Source organism: Pseudomonas sp. NFPP24 (assembly GCF_900112095.1).
GTDB classification, from domain to species: Bacteria; Pseudomonadota; Gammaproteobacteria; order Pseudomonadales; family Pseudomonadaceae; genus Aquipseudomonas; species Aquipseudomonas extremorientalis.
The window spans coordinates 350,981-370,244 of sequence record NZ_FOKD01000002.1 but is presented as its reverse complement, the minus strand read 5'-3'; the positions used below and the strand labels follow the sequence as shown (position 1 = coordinate 370,244).

The 19,264-nt window shown below is 61.6% G+C and carries 17 protein-coding genes; 9 read left to right on the top strand and 8 right to left on the bottom strand.

Features of this window, described 5'->3' with window-relative positions; all coding sequences use genetic code 11:
• Window positions 1–110: 110 nt before the first annotated feature.
• Together BM026_RS05430 and BM026_RS05425 are read right to left on the bottom strand one after the other, a co-directional pair.
• On the bottom strand, window positions 111–2,375 hold the full coding sequence (locus BM026_RS05430) for a putative bifunctional diguanylate cyclase/phosphodiesterase (protein ID WP_093527640.1): 2,265 nt from the start codon (window positions 2,373–2,375) through the stop codon (window positions 111–113).
• A gap of 139 nt (window positions 2,376–2,514) precedes the next feature.
• Entirely contained in the window at window positions 2,515–2,880 is a 366-nt protein-coding gene (locus BM026_RS05425) for a YkgJ family cysteine cluster protein (RefSeq protein ID WP_071488855.1), read from the bottom strand.
• A gap of 251 nt (window positions 2,881–3,131) precedes the next feature.
• Here BM026_RS05425 and BM026_RS05415 point away from each other — a divergent pair, with 251 nt between their 5' ends.
• On the top strand, window positions 3,132–4,478 hold the full coding sequence (locus BM026_RS05415) for a spinster family MFS transporter (protein WP_093527638.1): 1,347 nt from the start codon (window positions 3,132–3,134) through the stop codon (window positions 4,476–4,478).
• 168 nt (window positions 4,479–4,646) lie between these two features.
• On the opposite strand, the gene rapA is transcribed toward BM026_RS05415, so the two are convergent.
• Window positions 4,647–7,493 carry an RNA polymerase-associated protein RapA gene (gene rapA, locus BM026_RS05410; RefSeq protein WP_071488858.1) on the bottom strand — a complete coding sequence of 949 codons (2,847 nt, stop codon included), beginning with the start codon at window positions 7,491–7,493 and terminating at the stop codon, window positions 4,647–4,649.
• Window positions 7,494–7,713: 220 nt separating this feature from the next.
• On the opposite strand from rapA, the gene BM026_RS05405 reads away from it, so the two are divergent.
• Window positions 7,714–8,055 (top strand): aspartate-semialdehyde dehydrogenase, encoded by a 342-nt coding sequence (locus BM026_RS05405; RefSeq protein ID WP_092241258.1) that lies wholly within the window; start codon window positions 7,714–7,716, stop codon window positions 8,053–8,055.
• On the opposite strand, the gene BM026_RS05400 is transcribed toward BM026_RS05405, so the two are convergent.
• From BM026_RS05400 to BM026_RS05390, 3 genes are all read right to left on the bottom strand, one after another.
• On the bottom strand, window positions 8,052–9,233 hold the full coding sequence (locus BM026_RS05400; protein ID WP_093512161.1) for an aminotransferase class V-fold PLP-dependent enzyme: 1,182 nt from the start codon (window positions 9,231–9,233) through the stop codon (window positions 8,052–8,054). The genes BM026_RS05405 and BM026_RS05400 overlap by 4 nt on opposite strands.
• A complete protein-coding gene (locus BM026_RS05395; RefSeq protein WP_093512159.1) occupies window positions 9,230–9,700 on the bottom strand; it encodes a RidA family protein in 471 nt (156 codons plus the stop codon). The genes BM026_RS05400 and BM026_RS05395 overlap by 4 nt, the downstream gene beginning before the upstream one ends.
• A gap of 90 nt (window positions 9,701–9,790) precedes the next feature.
• Entirely contained in the window at window positions 9,791–10,657 is an 867-nt protein-coding gene (locus tag BM026_RS05390; RefSeq protein ID WP_093527636.1) for a LysR substrate-binding domain-containing protein, read from the bottom strand.
• 130 nt (window positions 10,658–10,787) lie between these two features.
• Between BM026_RS05390 and BM026_RS29150 the strand changes: the two genes are divergently transcribed.
• Together BM026_RS29150 and ccoM are read left to right on the top strand one after the other, a co-directional pair.
• Window positions 10,788–10,949: a hypothetical protein gene (locus BM026_RS29150; RefSeq protein WP_017137225.1), complete on the top strand. Its 162-nt coding sequence runs from the start codon at window positions 10,788–10,790 to the stop codon at window positions 10,947–10,949.
• A 143-nt stretch (window positions 10,950–11,092) separates the two neighbouring features.
• Window positions 11,093–11,209, top strand: coding sequence for a cytochrome c oxidase subunit CcoM (gene ccoM, locus BM026_RS29495; RefSeq protein ID WP_010212341.1), 117 nt, complete (start codon window positions 11,093–11,095; stop codon window positions 11,207–11,209).
• 139 nt (window positions 11,210–11,348) lie between these two features.
• Here the strand turns inward: ccoM and BM026_RS05380 are convergent, their stop codons facing one another.
• Entirely contained in the window at window positions 11,349–12,824 is a 1,476-nt protein-coding gene (locus BM026_RS05380) for an inorganic phosphate transporter (protein WP_093527634.1), read from the bottom strand.
• A 314-nt stretch (window positions 12,825–13,138) separates the two neighbouring features.
• Window positions 13,139–13,339, bottom strand: a complete 201-nt coding sequence (locus BM026_RS05375; RefSeq protein ID WP_003189295.1) for a hypothetical protein — start codon at window positions 13,337–13,339, stop codon at window positions 13,139–13,141.
• A gap of 557 nt (window positions 13,340–13,896) precedes the next feature.
• On the opposite strand from BM026_RS05375, the gene pcaR reads away from it, so the two are divergent.
• From pcaR to pcaF, 5 genes are all read left to right on the top strand, one after another.
• Window positions 13,897–14,739 carry a pca regulon transcriptional regulator PcaR gene (gene pcaR / locus BM026_RS05370; protein WP_071488865.1) on the top strand — a complete coding sequence of 281 codons (843 nt, stop codon included), beginning with the start codon at window positions 13,897–13,899 and terminating at the stop codon, window positions 14,737–14,739.
• Window positions 14,740–14,883: 144 nt separating this feature from the next.
• Window positions 14,884–16,224, top strand: coding sequence for a 4-hydroxybenzoate transporter PcaK (locus BM026_RS05365; RefSeq protein WP_093527632.1), 1,341 nt, complete (start codon window positions 14,884–14,886; stop codon window positions 16,222–16,224).
• Window positions 16,225–16,417: 193 nt separating this feature from the next.
• Window positions 16,418–17,275, top strand: a complete 858-nt coding sequence (locus BM026_RS05360) for a CoA transferase subunit A (RefSeq protein WP_092241270.1) — start codon at window positions 16,418–16,420, stop codon at window positions 17,273–17,275.
• A complete protein-coding gene (locus BM026_RS05355) occupies window positions 17,275–18,054 on the top strand; it encodes a CoA-transferase subunit beta (protein ID WP_092241272.1) in 780 nt (259 codons plus the stop codon). Before BM026_RS05360 ends, BM026_RS05355 begins: the two co-directional genes overlap by 1 nt.
• Window positions 18,051–19,253 (top strand): 3-oxoadipyl-CoA thiolase, encoded by a 1,203-nt coding sequence (gene pcaF / locus BM026_RS05350; protein WP_170856036.1) that lies wholly within the window; start codon window positions 18,051–18,053, stop codon window positions 19,251–19,253. Before BM026_RS05355 ends, pcaF begins: the two co-directional genes overlap by 4 nt.
• Window positions 19,254–19,264 lie beyond the last annotated feature (11 nt).

The following is a 19,264-nucleotide window of genomic DNA, read 5'->3' as shown; positions in this document are numbered from 1 at the left end:
GATTGGGTTTTACCCCTGTGATTTCAGGGAAAACACGGCCGGACTCTGGTGAATCGGCCGTTCGTCGGGGTTCTTTAGGCAAATGATGGCGAAATGCCAAAGATTCGGCGTCAGCGAATTGGCCTGACGATGGACGTGGACCCACCGCGACCCGGTGCAGGTTCCTTTGGTGCACTGATGTCTTTGGCGGCCAGCGTACTGGTTGTGTGTAGCGGGTTACGCATGTTGATGCCTTGCATCACATCAACGATGTCACTGGCCGGCACCGCCGGGCTCAGCAGGTAACCCTGGACGAAATCGCAGCCATGCTTGAGCAGCACCTCGAACTGGGCCTGGGTTTCCACGCCTTCGGTCACGACTTCCAGGTGCAGGGTATGGGCCATGCCGATAACCGCCTGGACAATCTCGATATCGGCGGTGGACCTGGGAATATCCTGGATAAACGAGCGGTCGATCTTCAACGTGTTGAGTGGCAGGCGCTTGAGGTAGGCAAGGGAAGAGTAGCCGGTACCAAAGTCGTCGATGGCCAGCGATACGCCCAGCGCGCGGATTTGCCGCAGTAACGCCAGGGTACTGCTGATGTTGCCCATCAGTGCATTTTCGGTGACTTCCAGTTCCAGGCGGTTCGCGCCGATGCCACTGAAGCGCAAGGCGTCTTCGATTTCGTCCGCCAGCTCGTCACGGGCCAGGTTCAGGGCCGAGCAGTTCACCGCCATGGTCAGATCGGTGTAGCCCCGGTCAGACAGCAGGCTCAGGTCATGACAGGCCTGGCGCAATACCCAGTGGTCCAGTTCGGCAATCAGCCCGTTGCTTTCTGCGATACCGATAAACCGGTCCGGCGCCAGCAACCCATGCTGGGGGTGTTGCCAGCGCACCAAGGCTTCCAGGCGTGTGACCTTGCCGAGTTTCATGTCAAAGATCGGTTGATAGAACAACACCAGTTGGTTGCGGATGCGCAGGGCGCTGCGCAGTTCTTCCTCCAGTTGCAGTTCGAGGAACGCGCGGGTCTTCAGGTTTGAACTGAAGAAATTCAGGTTGTTACGCCCGGCGTCCTTGGACTGGTACAGCGCCAGGTCGGCGGTTTTCAGCAGCTCTTCGCAGGTCAGGCCATCGTCGGGGAACAGGCTGATGCCAATACTGGTGGTCATCACCATGCGCCGGCCGGCCAGTTCGATGGGTTCTTTCATCTGCTGCATGATGCGTTGGGCCAGGTGCCGCGCTTCGTCGCGGTGGTGGATGCTGATCAGGATGCAGAATTCATCGCCGCCAAAGCGCGCCACCACATCCGCGTGGCTGCGTACCGAGCCCTTGATATGCCCGGCCAGCACGGTGAGCAACTGGTCGCCGGCGTCATGCCCGAGGCTGTCATTGATGCGCTTGAAGTGGTCGATATCGAGGAAGATCACCGCCATCATGCCGTTGGACGCGGTTTTTTCGGCGAGCTTCTCCGCAAAGATCTGGTTGAAGCCGCGGCGATTGAGCAGGCTGGTGAGGGCGTCGTAATGCGCCACCTGTTGCAGCGATGCTCGGGCCTGGTCCAGTTCGCTGAGCAGGGCGTTGACCCGCCGCAGGTCGCGTTCCTTGTGCTGCAGTTTCTTGTCCGCCAGGGCGGCGCTGATGCTGCTGCCGATCACCAGCAGGGTGATAACGGCCACCGACAGGCCCAGTTGAATGGGGTTGTTATCCAGGGGTAACGAAAGGTCGGCCCCGGTGGGAACGATGAGTCGCATGGCCGCCATGCCGGTAAAGTGCATGCTCAGGATCCCGGCGCCGAGTACCAGGCTGGCAGCGTACTTGAGCAGTTGATGGAACACACCGGCGCCGGTACGCAGGTAGCTCGACAGCAACAGCGCAGACAGGCTGGCACCGATGGCGATGCCCACCGAGGCCATGAACAGTCCGGACTCGAAATAGACCTGGGCCTGTGAGCGCATGGCAGACATGCCGACGTAGTGCATCAATGCGATGCCGATGCCCATCCACACCGACGCCAGCAGGTACTGGTGGAAACGCAGGTTGGAATGACTGAGGGTTTGCATGGCGAACAACGAGGCGACCAACGCAATCAACAGCGAAGCAAACGTCATCAATAATTCGTAGTGGATTGCGATGGGGGCCTGGAAGGCCAGCATGCTGATGAAATGGGTGGACCAGATCCCGCCTGCCAGGCAACCGGCGCCGAGCCAGCGCCAATGACGTCTGGCGGTAGCGTCCTCGACATGGCCGACACGTTCGGCCATGTCCAGCGTACCGAAGCCGGCCGCGCAAGCGACCAGATAGGCGAGCAGCACCAGGAAGGGGTTATGACTGCAATTGAGTAATAAGTGCCCGCTCTCTGGAAGCTCGGTAAAAAAATGCAGACCTAGCCATTCCATAGCATGTCCCGTCATAGAGTCACGTCACTGCCTGAGGCGATGACCTATGAGGTCGAGTATAGAAGCATAGGAGAATTCGCAAGGAGTAATGGCATTTTGCTTTGCTACGATTTTGGCATGCCGTCCATAGCGTTTGATGCTAAGCGCTGATCGGCAACGCCAGTTCCAAAGGCTGTTCCAGCGGTGCCAGGCCAAAGGCGGCACGGGCTGCATCACAATCGGCGTTGTGCACGCCCTCGTACCACGAGGACTCGAACTCACGGCACACGCTTGAGCGTTGTTCGTAGATCGTGCAACGGGTGCCTTGGCCCACTTCGCCCTCAAGGCTGCAGCAGCGCGCGGGTTTCTGGTCGGTGCCGATCATTGCAACGCGGGTCGGGTTGATCTGCACCACCAGGTCATCGGGCACCGTGCCCCCCGACGAGGCGCACTCACCCCAGAAGAAAGACACACGAAAGTGTGAACAGCAGGCACCGCAATTCAGACACGGACTGGCTTCGGACATGGGCGTCATCAATAAGAAAAGTAGGTTGGGGATGCTACGGAAGGCTCGCCATTCTATCCGTGCCATGGCCGTTGGGAAGGGGGGCGCGCACTTATATTTTTGTGGGGAAAGTCCCGTGTTGCCGGGCGAAATCATGCCCTATCAGCTTTACGAATCATTACAGACAACCGGGCCCTGCCTGACTATGTTGCTGGTACCGGGCAGGATGCATCGGGCATCGCAGCTCTCATAACAATAAAAGAGACGGACCCATGCAGAACTCGACCCAAGCGGCGAATGCCTGGCGCATTCTGTTCCTGCTGTTCCTCGCCAACCTGTTCAACTTCTTCGACCGCACCATCCCGGCGATCATCATCGAGCCAATCCGCATGGAATGGCACCTGAGCGACTTTCAGCTCGGGATTATCGGCACCGCCTTCACCATCGTCTACGCGATTGCCGGGCTACCGCTCGGGCGGCTGGCCGACACCGGCTCACGCAGCAAACTGATGGGCTGGGGCCTGTTCGCCTGGAGCGGGCTGACGGCGGTCAATGGCCTGGTCGGCAGTTTCTGGACGTTTCTGCTGGTGCGCATGGGCATCGGTATTGGTGAGGCCAGCTATGCGCCGGCCGCCAACTCGCTGATTGGCGATCTGTTCCCGGCACACCGCCGTGCGCGGGCCATGGGGATCTTCATGCTGGGCCTGCCGTTGGGGTTGCTGCTGGCATTCTTCACCATCGGTTGGATGGTCAAGGCGTTCGACAGCTGGCGCGCTCCGTTCTTTATCGCCGCTGTGCCGGGGTTGATCCTGGCGGTGTTCATGTTCTATATCAAGGAGCCCAAGCGCGGCGCGGCAGAAACCGTGCAGGTTTCCCAGGAGCGTGTCGACCGCCCGATCCGTCGCGTGCTGGCGGTGCCGACCTTCCTGTGGCTGGTGTTGGCGGGGTTGTGCTTCAACTTCGCCACCTACGCCTGCAATTCGTTCCTGGTGCCGATGTTGCAGCGTTACTTCCTGATGCCCTTGCAGGACGCTGCGGTCGCCACCGGGGTGATCGTCGGCCTGACCGGCCTGGTGGGCCTGACCCTGGGCGGCTGGGTTGCCGACAAGATCCATCAGCGGGTCGCCAATGGCCGTCTCTTGTTTGCGGCGTTCAGTCTGATCATTTCTACCGTGACCACCGCGTGGGCTTTGCACGCCGGGCGCATCGAGATTGGTGTGTTCGTGGCGCTGTTCAGCGTGGGCTGGTTGTTTGCCTACAACTTCTACACCTGCGTGTACACAGCGATTCAGGACGTGGTCGAGCCGCGCCTGCGGGCCACGGCGATGGCGCTGTTCTTCGCAGGCTTGTATTTGCTGGGCGGCGGGATGGGGCCGATCGTGGTGGGTGGCTTATCTGACTACTTTGCCCATTCGGCGATGTATGCAGCGGGGGCGCGCCAGATGACCGAGGCTTACAAGGCGGTGGGATTGCACGATGCCATGTACCTGATTCCGGTGGCGTTGTTCCTGACCATGCTGTTCCTGTTCCAGGCGTCGCGCAGTTTTGTGCGCGATTCCAAGCGGATGAAGGATGGGTTGGGGGCGGTTGAGGTGCCGGCTGCTGCTGCAACGGCCTGATAGTGAGGTGACGCCATCGGGGTGTAGAACCCTCCCACATTTGACGGTGCTGTCATGTCGATCACCGATCAGTTGTGGGAGGGGGCTTGCCCCCGATGGGGCCTCCAAGGCCAATGAAAAAGACCCGCATTGCGCGGGTCTTTTTCATTTAACAGGGCAGGGCGGTGATCAACCCGCCACCAACACCCGAATCGCTTCCAACCGCAGCGCCGCCTTGTCCAGCATGGCCAAACCTTGCTCGCGCTGATTGCGCAGGGCCACCAGCTCACTGTCACGCACGGTCGGGTTGACCGCCTGCAACGCCGTCAGGCGCGCCAGTTCTTCGTCGGTGTCCGCCGCCAGGCGACGCTTGGCTTCGGCCACACGCTCGGCGTGGCGCGGAGTGATCTTCTCTTCACCGGCGTTGATCCGTGGCGTGAGTTGATCGCGCTGGGCCTGCACGAACTTGTTGGCGCTGGCGCGTGGCACGCTTTCCAACTGGTCGTTGAGGGTTTCGAACGACACGCGGCTGGACAGGTCGTTGCCGTTCGCATCCAACAGGCAGCGCAGGGCGGCCGGCGGCAGGTAACGGCCCAGTTGCAGGGAGCGCGGGGCAACCACTTCGCTGACGTAGAGCAGTTCCAGCAACACGGTGCCCGGCTTGAGCGCCTTGTTCTTGATCAGCGCCACGGCGGTGTTGCCCATGGAGCCGGACAGCACCAGGTCCATGCCGCCCTGCACCATCGGGTGTTCCCAGGTGATGAACTGCATATCTTCACGGGACAGCGCCTGGTTACGGTCGTAGGTGATGGTCACCCCTTCGTCGTCGCCCAGGGGGAAGCTGGCGTCGAGCATTTTTTCGCTGGGCTTGAGGATCAGTGCGTTTTCCGAATGGTCTTCGCTGTCGATACCGAACGCGTCGAACAGGGTTTCCATGTAGATCGGCAGGGCGAACTGGTCGTCTTGCTCGAGGATGTCTTCGACCAGGGCATCACCTTCACCTGCGCCGCCGGAATTGAGTTCCAGCAGGCGGTCGCGACCGGTGTGCAGCTCTTCTTCCAGGCGCTCGCGCTCGGCACGGGCCTCGTCGATCAGGGCTTGCCACTCGCCGTCGTCGGCGTTTTCCAGCAGCGGCAGCAGGCGCGGGCCGAACTGATGCTGCAAGGCGTTGCCGGTCGGGCAGGTGTTGAGGAACGCGTTCAGCGCTTCGTGGTACCACTGGAACAGGCGCTCTTGCGGGCTGGTTTCCAGGTACGGCACGTGCAGTTCGATCACATGTTTCTGGCCGATCCGGTCCAGGCGGCCGATGCGCTGTTCCAACAGGTCGGGGTGGGACGGCAGGTCGAACAGCACCAGGTGATGGGAGAACTGGAAGTTGCGGCCTTCACTGCCGATTTCCGAGCAGATCAATACCTGGGCGCCAAACTCTTCATCGGCGAAGTAGGCGGCGGCGCGGTCACGCTCGAGGATGTTCATGCCCTCGTGGAACACCGTGGCCGGAATGCCGGAGCGTACGCGCAGGGCGTCTTCCAGGTCCATGGCAGTTTCGGCGTGGGCGCAGATCACCAGGACCTTGGTGCGCTTGAGCATTTTCAGCTGGTCGATCAGCCATTCGACCCGAGGGTCGAAGCGCCACCAGCGATTTTCTTCTTCGACGTCCGGCTGCGCCTGGAAGCTGACTTCGGGGTACAGCTCGGCGTGTTCGCCCAGCGGCAGCTCCAGGTATTCGTCCGGGTTCGGCAGCGGGTAGGCATGCAGCTTGCGCTCCGGGAAACCCTGCACGGCGGCGCGGGTGTTGCGGAACAGCACACGGCCGGTGCCGTGGCGGTCGAGCAGCTCACGCACCAGGCGCGCGCTGGCTTCGGTGTCGCCATCGTTGACGGCGGTGAGCAGGGCTTCACCTTCGTCGCCGAGGAAACCCTGGATGGTCTTGTGTGCGGCAGGGGACAGGCGACCCTTGTCCAGCAGCTCCTGCACGGCTTCGGCCACCGGGCGATAGTTCTCGCTCTCGGCGCGGAAGGCGGCGAGGTCATGGAAGCGGTTCGGGTCGAGCAGGCGCAGGCGCGCGAAGTGGCTGTCCTGGCCCAATTGCTCCGGGGTGGCGGTGAGCAGCAGCACGCCGGGAATCACTTCGGCCAGTTGCTCGACCAGCGCGTACTCGGGGCTGGCCTTGTCTTCATGCCACACCAGGTGGTGGGCTTCGTCGACCACCAGCAGGTCCCAGCCGGCGGCAAATAGCGCGTCCTGGGCCTTCTCGTCGTCGACCAGCCACTCCAGGGCGACCAACGCAAGCTGGGTGTCTTCGAACGGGTTGGTGGCATCGCTTTCGATAAAACGTTCTTCGTCGAACAGTGCCACCTGCAGGTTGAAACGGCGGCGCATTTCCACCAGCCATTGGTGCTGCAGGTTTTCCGGAACCAGGATCAACACGCGGTTGGCGCGGCCCGACAACAGTTGGCGATGGATCACCAGGCCGGCTTCGATGGTCTTGCCCAGGCCCACTTCGTCCGCCAGCAAGACCCGTGGCGCGATACGGTCGGCGACTTCACGGGCGATGTGCAGTTGGTGCGCGATAGGCTGCGCACGCACGCCACCCAGGCCCCACAACGAGGACTGCAACTGGCGGCTGGTGTGTTCCAGGGTGTGATAGCGCAGCGAGAACCAGGCCAGCGGGTCGATCTGCCCGGCGAACAGACGGTCGCTGGCCAGGCGGAACTGGATGAAGTTGGAGAGTTGGGTTTCCGGCAGGGTGACCTGCTCGTTCTGCCCATTGAGGCCGTGGTACACCAGCAGGCCGTCGACGTCGTCGACTTCCTGCACGGTCATTTTCCAGCCTTCGAAATGGGTGATGCTGTCGCCCGGCGAGAACCTCACGCGGGTGAGGGGCGCATTCCGTAGCGCATACTGACGAGTGTCGCCAGTGGCCGGATAGAGCACGGTCAACAAGCGCCCGTCCTGTGCCAGAACGGTGCCTAACCCCAGCTCTGCTTCGCTGTCACTAATCCAGCGTTGCCCCGGTTGATACTGCTGCGCCATGCTGCCTGACTCCCGCCGTGAAAAAGCCGACTATCTTAACGGAACAAGCCCCCACGCCCAAGGACTCTGACAAAAACTACTCCGTTTGCGTGGGGGGGCCGGAAACCGAATCGACGGGTGGCGGGCACTTGGGAGTGTCGACTGGGTCACAGGTTGGCGAGCCTGTGCTCAAGTCACCCTGCAACCCGCCGACAGCCTGTTGATCAGGAGAATAATCACTATGCTTCCACCCATGCTGCCCGTCAGCGTTGTGCCGGTCACGTCACAACTCGATCCGGTGCGCCAGAAGCCGGACATACCGCCCGTGGTGCCCGTCCAGCCGGGCTCCAACGAGAGCACCATCGACCTGAAAAAAGGCGATGCCGAGACGTCGACCTTTTTGCTGCGCGAAGAACAGCGCCGCCAGCAGGAACAGCAGAGACGCCGGCGTGAAGCCGATGAAGACCCGGAGCAGCACCTGGCCATTCCGGGCGATTTGTTGAATGCCGACAACACCGTGCCAGTGGCGCCGCTGATCGAAGATGCACCGCGCCAGGGCCTTTGGGTGGACGTCGAGGTTTAGTCGCGCAACTCACGCAGAGCCGCTATCAGCAGCTCGATATCATGCTCGTTGTTGAGCGGGCTCACCGAGATCCGCGCCACGCTCTCCAGGCCACGCGCCTGCATATCCAGCGGGGTGTAGGCCACGCCGTTGGCGCCGATATTGATGCGTTTCAAGCCCAGGCGCCGCTTGAGTTCAAAGGCATCCCAGCCGGCGAGGTTGAAGGCGATCAAGCCGGATTGGCAAGTGCCCAGGTCATGCAGGGTAATGCCCGCAATCCCACGCAACGCTTCACGGATTTGCGCGCTGGTCTGCGAAACCCTCTCCCAGGCGCGCTCGACCCCCAGCCGATTCATCTCCTGCAGCGCATTGCCCAGCCCGGCCAGCAAGGCGAAGGATGCCTCGCTGGTTTCAAAGCGCCGTGCGTCATTGCGCAGATCAAAACCCTGGGCGGTCCAGGGCGCCGAAAATACATCGCGTTGGGCCGGGTTCAGGCGCCCGAGGAAATCCGGCCGCACATACAACAGCGCCGTCCCGCGTGGACCGCGCAGGTGCTTTCTTCCGGCGGACTTGAGCACATCGCACTGCAATGCTTGTACGTCCACCGGCACCTGGCCGACGGCCTGGCCGGCGTCGATGAAGTAGGGGATGGCGTGACGCCTGGCCAGGTCACCGATGGCCTGGGCGGGGTTGATCAGGCCGCCGTTGGCCGGGAGCCACGTAAGGTCGATCAGCTTTACCCTGGCATCGAGCATCGACTCCAACGCCACCGGGCAGACCGCGCCGCTTGCATCGCAGGGGATGACTTCCACGCGGGCACCCGCTTGCACCGCCAGTTCCATGCTGGCCAGGTTGCCGCCCCATTCGTGACGGCCTACCAGAATGCGGTCGCCGGGTTGCCAGGGGCCCAGGGCCTGGAACGCCAGGCTCCAGGCGGTCGAACCACTGCTGGCAAACGCGATGGATGAGGCAGGAGCGTTGAGCAGTTGTGCGGCGGCGCGGCGGGCTCTTTCCACCAGCACGGCGCCATGTTCGCCGGCTTCCATCGGGCCGTCGCGAGCCTCCCGTTGCAGTTGTTCGAAGATCGCGTCGAGGGTTGCCTGGCTGGGCAGCGAGGCGCCGGCATGGTTGAAGTGCACGATGCCGGACTGGCAGCCGGGCGTGTCATCCCGCAGGTGCTGGACTTCAAGCGGGCTCATGGGTGCAGCTCGAAAATCGCATCAACCTCCACGGCCACACCGGCCGGCAGGCTGGACACGCCGACGGCGGTGCGCACATGTCGGCCTTTTTCGCCAAGCGCATTGACCAGCAGGTTGGAGGCACCGTTGGCCACCACGCTCTGTTGCGTGAAGTCGCCGCTGCTGGCGATGAATACTCCCAGGCGCACGGTGCGCACCAGGCGCGACAGGTCATCGCCGAGGGCATTGCTCAACTGCACCAGCAGGCCCAGCGCAGCGAGTTCCGCTGCTTGTGCACCTTCTGCATCGCTGAGCGACTCGCCCAACCGGCCCACATAGGCGGGTTTACCATCCACCAGTGGGATTTGCCCGGAGACGAACAGGTGATTCTGGCTGACCACGTGGTTGATGTAGTTGGCGATCGGCTGGCTGGGGGTTGGCAGCGTGAGGCCAAGGGCTTGCACGCGTTGGTGGAGGGAGTCGCTCATGATGAATCCTCTTGGGTCGGGAGGCTTCAGCATGTTGGCTGTATCGAGGCGCGACAAACGGATAGATCTCACGCGATGTATCGAAAAAACTCACGTATCGGTGCAGGCTTCCTTCAGCCATTGGCTGAAACACGCGGCGGCTTCGCTGGTGGTGCCTTGAGGTGCGATCAACCAGTAGCCGATGTCGCTGTGATAGGGCGGCCAATCGAAGGCTTCCACCAGGCTGCCGTCCTGCAGCCTGCGCTCGATCAGGCGATGACGGCCCATGGCGATGCCCTGGCCGGCCACGGCGGCTTCGACCACGATGTTGTAGTCGTGCAGCATCACGCGGGGGTGGTGACCGAGGTCGACCTGATAGTGCTCGGACCAGTCGGTCCATTCAAAGGGGCGGTGCGAAGTGGCCATCAGCAATGGGCTGTCTTGCGTTGCCTTGAACGTCGGGCTGCACACCGGCGAGATGATTTCCGGCATCAGTCGCGTGGCCTGCACATCGGGCCAGTCGCCTTTGCCATAACGGATGGCCAGGTCGACCTCCGCACCTGCCACGTCTGCCAATTGAATGGCCGGCAACAATTCCACCTGGATATGTGGGTAGCGATTGAGGAAGCCTGCCAGGCGGGGCGCCAGCCACAGGGTCGCAAAGGAGGCCAGCAAGCCGATGCGCAGCACGGTGGCGCTGGGGGTGACCCGTTGGGCGCGTGTGGCGGCGGCGATGGCATCGAGGGCTGGGCGGATTTCGTCGTAGTACTGTTGGCCGTCGGTGGTCAGATCGATCGCACGGGTGCGTCGGATAAACAAGGGTTTGCCCAGGTGCTGCTCAAGCTTTTGCACCTGATGGCTCAGCGCGCTCTGAGTCACTGACAACTCGCTGGCGGCCTTGATAAAACTCAAGTGCCGCGCCACGGCTTCGAAGGCGCGCAGCGCCAGCAGCGGCGGAAGGTCCTTGTGCAGTGCCACCTGGGTGAATCTCCTGGTTCGGGAAAACAGCGATTTTGTGCGATGACCTGCCTTTTGTCGCCCGCTGATTTGCCGTTGAGCGGGGGAGGCCGCATTATTGGGTCATTCCCTCCACGACGTAAGCCAAGCCATGAGTGAAGACGACAAGCTGATCGACCTGAATGCCGAGCGCGCCAAGCGCGTTCACGACCTCAATGACAAACGCCTGAATGAAGTCCGCCAGGCATTTGAACAGGCAATGCCACTCGGCAAAGTTAAAAAGAAACCGAAGAACAAGCCAAAAAAGCGTTGAAAGTACCTGCATCCATTGATGCAGGTCAGTTATTGCCCTTCTTTACGCCCCGTCGCGGGCGACATTGATCCCCGTCAATTTTCCAATCCGCCTTCTCCATTAACTTAGCCCTATCGCAACAGGGCAAGCGCAGGAGGCCGGTCATGTTTATCGATAATGTGGTGTTCGCCGGAGTGCTGACGGTAAGCCTGATGGTGATGTTTTTTGTAGGGTTTGGAATTTTTATCTGGAAAGACGCGAACAAGCGGAAAAAACCATAGTTTTTCCAGGTTACATGAGCACGCAAGGCATTTTGGGCGACTTCGGTCGCCCTTTTTTTGCGCCTGAATTAACCCAATAGTGATCATAAAAAAAGGTGCGACCCTCGCGGATCGCACCTTTTTTATCGCAGGCGGCTTATCAGCTGCCCAGCGCCTTGGAAGCCAACCAGAACAACCCGGCCGACAGGGCCACGGTTGCCGGCAGGGTCAGTACCCAGGCCATCAGGATGGTCTTCACGGTGCCGCCCTGCAGGCCGCTTTTGTTGGCGACCATGGTACCGGCCACGCCCGACGACAGCACGTGGGTAGTCGACACCGGCAGCGCGAAGATGTTGGCAAAGCCAATCATGGTCGCGGTGGTGATCTGTGCCGACATGCCCTGGGCATAGGTCATGCCTTGCTTGCCGATCTTCTCGCCGATGGTCAGTACCACACGCTTCCAGCCCACCATGGTGCCCAGGCCCAAGGCCAGTGCGACGGCAAGGATCACCCAGAACGGGGCGTATTCGGTAGTGGCGGTCAGGTCTTTGCGCAGTTTGTCGAGGTCGGATTTCTCACGGGCATCCAGGCCTGGCAGCTTGCCGACTTTCTTCGCGGTGTCGTCCAGGCAGAGCAGATAGCGGCGCACTTCAATACGCTGGTCCGCCGTCAGCGCGTGATAGTCGGACACGCCTTTGAGTGTGTCGACCAGCGCGTTGATGGTCGGCTCGGTCTGCTGTGGATTGCACTGGAACTTACCAGGCAGGTCGTTCTGCACGCTTTTGCCCAGGGCCAGGAACTCGCCGAGCGTGGCGTTGTTACGCTGGTAGAACTGGCTCAAATGCACGGTGGCGTCGCGGGTCCGTTCGATCTGGTAGGTGGTGCTGCCCAGGTCGAGCACGAACTGCGCCGGCACGATACCGATCAGCACCAGCATGATCAGGCCGATACCCTTCTGGCCGTCGTTGGAGCCGTGCACGAAACTCACGGCCATGGCGGAAATCACCAGCACCAGGCGGTTCCAGAACGGCGGGTGTTTCTTGTCATCGAGCTTGCGGCGCTGGTCCGGGGTCTTGTGCATCTTGGACAGCGGACGCCACCACTTCAGGCCGATCAGCACCAGGGCTGCAACCAGGAAGCCGGCCATCGGCGAGAACACCAGCGAAGCGCCGATATCCACGGCTTTCTGCCAGTTCACACCGTCAGCCAGGGGAATGTGGTTGATCAGGGCGTTGGCCAGGCCGACCCCGAGGATCGAGCCGATCAGGGTGTGGGAGCTGGAGGCCGGGATACCGAAGTACCAGGTGCCCAGGTTCCAGGTGATCGCCGCCGCCAATAAAGAGAAGACCATCGCCAGGCCATGGCCGGTGTTCACATTGATCAGCAACTCCACCGGCAACAAGTGCACGATGGCGTAGGCGACACCGACACCACCGAGCAACACGCCGAGGAAGTTGAACACCCCGGAGAAGAACACGGCCAGGTGCGGCGGCATGGCTTTGGTATAGATGACTGTGGCCACCGCGTTAGCGGTGTCATGAAAGCCATTGATGAACTCGAAGGCGAGGACAAAGGCCAGGGCGAGCAACAGGCTCACGAGAACCCAAGCATCCAGTCCGCTGAATAAATCGATCATGAAGGTTTTCTGACCCGGTCGTAAGGGGGCGCGATTATGCCAGAAAACCTCAGTAATCGATGCACTAGCTGCTCATCGGTATCAATCTTCCCTGAAAAAAATCCCGGAAAGGGCGTGCATCCCAGGGTTTTCGGGGCTTGGGCAAGTCTTTGATTTATATGGCAGAGGGCGCCAGAAGCGGGGGACTGTCACAAAAACGTCACGACTGAAACATTTGTATGAAATTTTACCGTTCTTGGTAGGGTGCAAGATTTCTGGCTGATGGCTGAGTGCCATCAACCTGGGCCATGACCTTGAGGCTCAAACCGAATCGCCTAGGGCTCTTCGGTTTTGAGTTCCTGTTCAATCTTTTGGATTTCCTGTGCAAAGGCCTGGTCAAGCAGGCTGGCGCGCTTGCGCCATGGTTTGCGCTCAGGTTCAGGCTGGGCGGCGTAGGTGGTGACTTCCCCGCCGTAAACGTCCTTGTAACGTTGCTCCTGGCGCTCAAGTTCCGCGCGCAGTTCATCTTTCGTCACATCGTTACCTAATTGAGTTGAGTGTCAATACGTTGCAGCGTTATGCCGGAATGCGCCCTCAGGGTGTTTCAAGTCGAACCGCCATAGCGTTCAAGTTTGAAACAGACATGGGTGAACACTGCTAGTGCCGTCATTCAAGGCAGGTAGTTGCTATCGACGATGCACGGCCTGTGCATCATGCGGCCAGCTCCGTTGCCGATAATGAAACCGGGTGGACCAGTACACAGGGTGCATTATAGCGGCGCATTTGAATAACACTATCGGTATAAAGTTAAAAACCGTCAACTTTGTATGAGTGTTTTGTTACACGCGCCTATTGGTAATTGCACACATTCGGGTGTCATGAATCCATCCAAACTTCAAACGTTAATAAGAGGCCTCGTTTTTTTTCAATCCGTCGTGGGTGAAGGGGGAGGTTGCGAGCAAATTGCGATAATCGAATGATCGTCCGATAATCGCACAATGTTGTCGGCCCTGCCTTGTACATCTCGGCTGACGCAGCTTGTAATAGTGGCCAATCCTCCCCTGCGGTTGACAATAAGACAAAGGATCTCGACATGAACGATCAATTGCGCAACTCTTTCGCGTCAGTGGCGCCGCCGATCGTTGCGTCCCCGGCCAAGCGTATCCAGGCGTTTACCGGTGATCCGGACTTCATGACCTCCCTGGCCCGTGGCCTGGCCGTGGTGCAGGCGTTCCAGGAGCGCAAGCGCCACCTCACCATCGCCCAGATCAGCCACCGCACCGAAATCCCTCGCGCCGCCGTGCGCCGTTGCCTGCACACCTTGATCAAGCTCGGCTACGCGACTACCGATGGGCGTACCTATTCGCTGTTGCCCAAAGTCCTGACCCTGGGCCATGCCTATCTGTCGTCCACGCCACTGGCGGTGTCCGCCCAGCCTTATCTGGACCGCATGAGCGAGCAACTCCACGAAGCCTGCAACATGGCGACCCTCGAAGGCGACGACATTCTCTACATCGCCCGTTCGGCCACCACCCAGCGCCTGATTTCGGTGGACCTGTCGGTGGGCGGACGGCTGCCGGCCTACTGCACCTCCATGGGCCGCATCTTGCTCGCGGCGCTGGATGACGCCTCGCTGCAGGATTATCTCGACCACGCCGACCTGCAGACCAAGACCAGCCGCACCCTGACCACGCCCGCCGCGCTGTTCGACTGCCTGCAACAGGTGCGTCAGCAAGGCTGGTGCATTGTCGACCAGGAACTGGAGCAGGGCCTGCGCTCCATCGCGGTGCCGGTGTATGACGCCTCGGGCCAGGTGCTGGCCGCGCTGAACGTCAGCACCCACGCCGGCCGTGTCAGCCGCAGCGAGCTGGAGCAGCGCTTCCTGCCGAGCATGCTCAGTGCCAGCCGCGAGTTGAGTGCGCAGCTGTTTGCCTAAGCTGTTCGGTGACCGCACAGATCCCGGTTGGGTCGATTGCGCTGTTTTCCCTGGCTTATTACTGTGCGACAGCGCTCCAGGGAGCGCTCAATAATAACGACGACCCAAGGTCGTCAGCCCGCCATCGGTGTGGAAATAAAAACAATGAATCAGCCCTCTGTCGGTACTTCCTTGGACGTGCAGTCCTTTATCAACACCCAGCCACTGTCCCGTTACCAGTGGCGCGTGGTGATCCTGTGTTTCCTGATTGTTTTCCTGGATGGCCTCGACACTGCCGCCATGGGCTTTATCGCGCCGGCGCTGTCCCAGGATTGGGGCATCGACCGCGCCAGCCTCGGTCCGGTGATGAGCGCCGCGTTGATCGGCATGGTCTTCGGCGCGCTCGGCTCCGGCCCGCTGGCGGATCGCTTCGGGCGCAAAGTGGTGCTGGTGGGCGCGGTGCTGGTGTTTGGTGCATTCAGTCTGGCGTCGGCCTACAGCAGCAACGTCGATCAACTGCTGGTGCTGCGCTTCCTGACCGGGCTCGGCCTGGGCGCCGGCATGCCGAATGCCACCACGCTGTTGTCCGAATACACCCCTGAGCGCCACAAGTCGTTGCTGGTGACCAGCATGTTCTGTGGCTTCAACCTGGGCATGGCCGGTGGCGGGTTTATCTCGGCCAAGCTGATCCCGGCATTCGGTTGGCACAGCCTGCTGCTGATCGGCGGCATCCTGCCGTTGATCCTGGCGCTGGTGTTGCTGGTATGGCTGCCGGAATCGGCGCGCTACCTGGTGGTGCGCAACCGGGGGGCCGACAAGGTGCGCAAAACCTTGTCGCCCATTGAGCCGAACATCGTCGCCCAAGCCAGCAGTTTCAGTGTGCCCGAGCAAAAAACCGTCAAGGCGCGCAACGTGTTTGCGGTGATCTTCTCCGGCACCTACAGCGCCGGTACGTTGTTGCTGTGGCTCACCTACTTCATGGGCCTGGTGATCGTGTACCTGCTCACCAGCTGGCTGCCGACCCTGATGCGCGACAGCGGCGCGAGCATGGAGCAGGCTGCGTTTATCGGCGCGTTGTTCCAGTTCGGTGGTGTGTTGAGCGCGGTGGGCGTGGGCTGGGCGATGGACCGGTTCAATCCGCACAAGGTCATCGGCACGTTCTACCTGCTGGCCGGGGTGTTTGCCTACGCGGTAGGGCAGAGCCTGGGCAGTATCACCTTACTGGCGACCCTGGTGCTGATTGCCGGGATGTGTGTCAACGGTGCGCAATCGGCGATGCCGTCCCTGGCCGCACGTTTCTACCCCACTCAAGGCCGTGCCACGGGCGTGTCGTGGATGCTCGGCATCGGCCGTTTCGGCGCGATCCTCGGCGCGTGGATGGGCGCGACGTTGCTGGGCCTGGGCTGGAACTTCGAGCAAGTGCTCACCGCCCTGGTGATCCCCGCCGCATTGGCCACCACGGCCGTGGTGATCAAAGGCATGGTCAGCCATGCCGACGCGACCTGAGACCTGTGGGAGGGGGCAAGCCCGCTCCCACAGTTATCGAGTTTTGCTTAATGCTTAGCCAAGCAACAATCCGTTCGATAATCGAACACTGAGTCGATTATCGGATTGTTTGGCCCATTTCCCCGGCTTAATCTTCAAGCACTTCGGCGCCACCTCAGCGCCTTTTTCGATCCACACCGGGAGCCCGAACCCCATGGCTGAAATCCTCGCGCTGCGTGACGCGGTGAAGCAATTTGTGAACGACGGCGACACCGTCGCCCTCGAAGGCTTCACCCATCTGATCCCTACGGCAGCGGGTCATGAAATCATTCGTCAGGGCAAGAAAGACCTGACGCTGGTGCGTATGACGCCTGACCTGATCTACGACCAGTTGATCGGTGCCGGCTGTGCCCGCAAGTTGATTTTCTCCTGGGGCGGCAACCCCGGCGTGGGTTCCCTGCATCGCTTGCGCGACGCGGTCGAGAAGCAATGGCCGCAACCGCTGGAAATCGAAGAACACAGCCACGCCGACCTGGCCAATGCCTACGTCGCCGGTGCGTCGGGCCTGCCATTCGCGGTGTTGCGTGCCTACGCTGGTTCCGACCTGCCCAAGGTCAACCCGCTGATCAAGACCGTGACCTGCCCATTCACCGGCGAAGTGCTGGCGGCGGTGCCGTCGGTGCGACCGGACGTCACCGTGATCCACGCGCAAAAAGCCGACCGCAAGGGCAATGTGTTGCTGTGGGGCATCCTCGGTGTGCAGAAGGAAGCGGCCCTGGCGGCCAAGCGCTGCATCGTCACCGTCGAAGAAATCGTCGATGACTTGAATGCACCGATGAACAGCTGCGTCTTGCCGACCTGGGCCCTGACGGCGGTGTGCCATGTACCTGGTGGCGCACACCCGTCCTACGCGCATGGTTACAACGAGCGCGATAACCGCTTCTACCAGGCGTGGGACCCGATCGCCCGCGACCGCGGGACCTTTACCGCCTGGATCAACGAATACATCCACGGCACCGCCGACTTCACCGAATTCCAGGCCAGGCTGGCCACCGCGCAGGAGGCCAAGTAATGGCTTACTCGACCAATGAAATGATGACCGTTGCCGCCGCGCGCCGCCTCAAGAACGGCTCCGTGTGCTTCGTTGGCATCGGCTTGCCGTCCAAGGCGGCCAACCTGGCGCGCCTGACGTCGTCGCCAGATGTGGTGCTGATCTACGAGTCCGGCCCGATTGGCGCCAAGCCATCGGTACTGCCACTGTCCATCGGTGATGGCGAACTGGCGGAAACCGCCGACACCGTGGTGCCGACCGGCGAGATCTTCCGCTACTGGCTGCAGGGCGGGCGCATCGACGTGGGCTTCCTCGGCGCCGCCCAGGTCGACCGCTTCGGCAACATCAACACCACCGTGGTGGGTGACTACCACCAGCCCAAAGTGCGCCTGCCGGGTGCCGGTGGCGCGCCGGAGATCGCCGGTTCGGCCAAGAGCGTGCTGATCATCCTCAAGCAGTCGGCGCGTTCGTTTGTCGACCAGCTGGACTTCATCACCTCGGTCGGCCACGGCGAAGGCGGCGACTCGCGCAAGCGCCTGGGCCTGCCGGGCGCAGGGCCTGTAGGGATCATTACCGACCTGTGCATCATGGAGCCGGAAGCCGGTACAAATGAGTTCGTAGTCACCGCGCTGCATCCGGGCGTGACCCGCGAGCAAGTGGTGGCCGCCACCGGTTGGGCGATTCGGTTTGCCGAGCAGGTCGACACCACCGCCGAACCCACTGATGTAGAGCTGACCGCCCTGCGTGACCTTGAAGCACGCACCGCGGCCGCCCATGGCCAAGCACCGGGAGAAGCCTGATGCGCGATGTATTTATCTGTGACGCCATTCGTACCCCCATCGGCCGTTTTGGCGGTGGCCTGTCCACCGTGCGGGCTGATGACCTGGCGGCGCTGCCGATCAAGGCCTTGATCGAGCGCAACCCGTCGGTGGATTGGACGGCAGTCGATGAGGTCTTCCTCGGCTGCGCCAACCAGGCCGGTGAAGACAACCGCAACGTGGCGCGCATGGCGCTGTTGCTGGCGGGCTTGCCGGAAAGCATTCCGGGCGTGACCCTCAACCGTTTGTGCGCCTCGGGGATGGACGCGATTGGCACCGCTTTCCGTGCAATTGCCAGCGGCGAAATGGAGCTGGCGATTGCCGGCGGCGTCGAGTCGATGTCCCGCGCGCCGTTCGTGATGGGCAAGGCCGACGCGGCGTTCTCGCGCAACATGAAGCTGGAAGACACCACCATCGGCTGGCGTTTTATCAACCCGTTGATGAAAGAGCAGTACGGCGTGGATGCGATGCCACAGACCGCCGATAACGTCGCCGACGATTACAAGGTGTCCCGTGCCGACCAGGACGCCTTTGCCCTGCGCAGCCAGCAACGCACTGCCGCCGCGCAAGCCGCCGGTTTCTTCGCCGAAGAAATCGTGCCGGTGCGGGTCGCCCATAAAAAAGGCGAAACCGTGGTAGAGCAGGACGAGCATCCACGGGACACCACCCTGGAAGCCCTGGCCAAACTCAAGCCAGTCAATGGCCCCGACAAGACCGTTACCGCCGGCAATGCATCGGGTGTGAATGACGGTGCGGCGGCGCTGATCCTGGCTTCCGCCGAAGCGGTCAAGAAACATGGCCTGACCGCTCGCGCTCGCGTATTGGGGATGGCCAGCGCTGGTGTCGCGCCACGGGTGATGGGCATCGGCCCGGTGCCGGCCGTGCGCAAACTGGTCGAGCGCCTTGGCTTGGCCGTCACCGACTTTGACGTGATCGAACTCAACGAGGCCTTCGCCAGCCAAGGCCTGGCCGTCTTGCGTGAGCTGGGCATTGCCGACGACGCACCCCAGGTCAACCCGAACGGCGGCGCCATTGCCCTTGGCCATCCGCTGGGCATGAGCGGCGCGCGGCTGGTGCTGACGGCGCTGCATCAGCTTGAAAAAACCGGCGGCCGCAAAGGCCTGGCGACCATGTGCGTGGGCGTCGGCCAAGGCCTGGCCCTGGCGATTGAACGTATCTAACAAGAGAGGAT

Bases quoted from the DNA above. Each gene is read 5' to 3' on its own strand.
- BM026_RS05430 (WP_093527640.1), bottom strand. From the start codon at position 2,375: ATGGAATGGCTAGGTCTGCATTTTTTTACCGAGCTTCCAGAGAGCGGG.
- BM026_RS05425 (WP_071488855.1), bottom strand. From the start codon at position 2,880: ATGTCCGAAGCCAGTCCGTGTCTGAATTGCGGTGCCTGCTGTTCACAC.
- BM026_RS05415 (WP_093527638.1), top strand. From the start codon at position 3,132: ATGCAGAACTCGACCCAAGCGGCGAATGCCTGGCGCATTCTGTTCCTG.
- rapA (WP_071488858.1), bottom strand. From the start codon at position 7,493: ATGGCGCAGCAGTATCAACCGGGGCAACGCTGGATTAGTGACAGCGAA.
- BM026_RS05405 (WP_092241258.1), top strand. From the start codon at position 7,714: ATGCTTCCACCCATGCTGCCCGTCAGCGTTGTGCCGGTCACGTCACAA.
- BM026_RS05400 (WP_093512161.1), bottom strand. From the start codon at position 9,233: ATGAGCCCGCTTGAAGTCCAGCACCTGCGGGATGACACGCCCGGCTGC.
- BM026_RS05395 (WP_093512159.1), bottom strand. From the start codon at position 9,700: ATGAGCGACTCCCTCCACCAACGCGTGCAAGCCCTTGGCCTCACGCTG.
- BM026_RS29150 (WP_017137225.1), top strand. From the start codon at position 10,788: ATGAGTGAAGACGACAAGCTGATCGACCTGAATGCCGAGCGCGCCAAG.
- ccoM (WP_010212341.1), top strand. From the start codon at position 11,093: ATGTTTATCGATAATGTGGTGTTCGCCGGAGTGCTGACGGTAAGCCTG.
- BM026_RS05380 (WP_093527634.1), bottom strand. From the start codon at position 12,824: ATGATCGATTTATTCAGCGGACTGGATGCTTGGGTTCTCGTGAGCCTG.
- pcaR (WP_071488865.1), top strand. From the start codon at position 13,897: ATGAACGATCAATTGCGCAACTCTTTCGCGTCAGTGGCGCCGCCGATC.
- BM026_RS05365 (WP_093527632.1), top strand. From the start codon at position 14,884: ATGAATCAGCCCTCTGTCGGTACTTCCTTGGACGTGCAGTCCTTTATC.
- BM026_RS05360 (WP_092241270.1), top strand. From the start codon at position 16,418: ATGGCTGAAATCCTCGCGCTGCGTGACGCGGTGAAGCAATTTGTGAAC.
- BM026_RS05355 (WP_092241272.1), top strand. From the start codon at position 17,275: ATGGCTTACTCGACCAATGAAATGATGACCGTTGCCGCCGCGCGCCGC.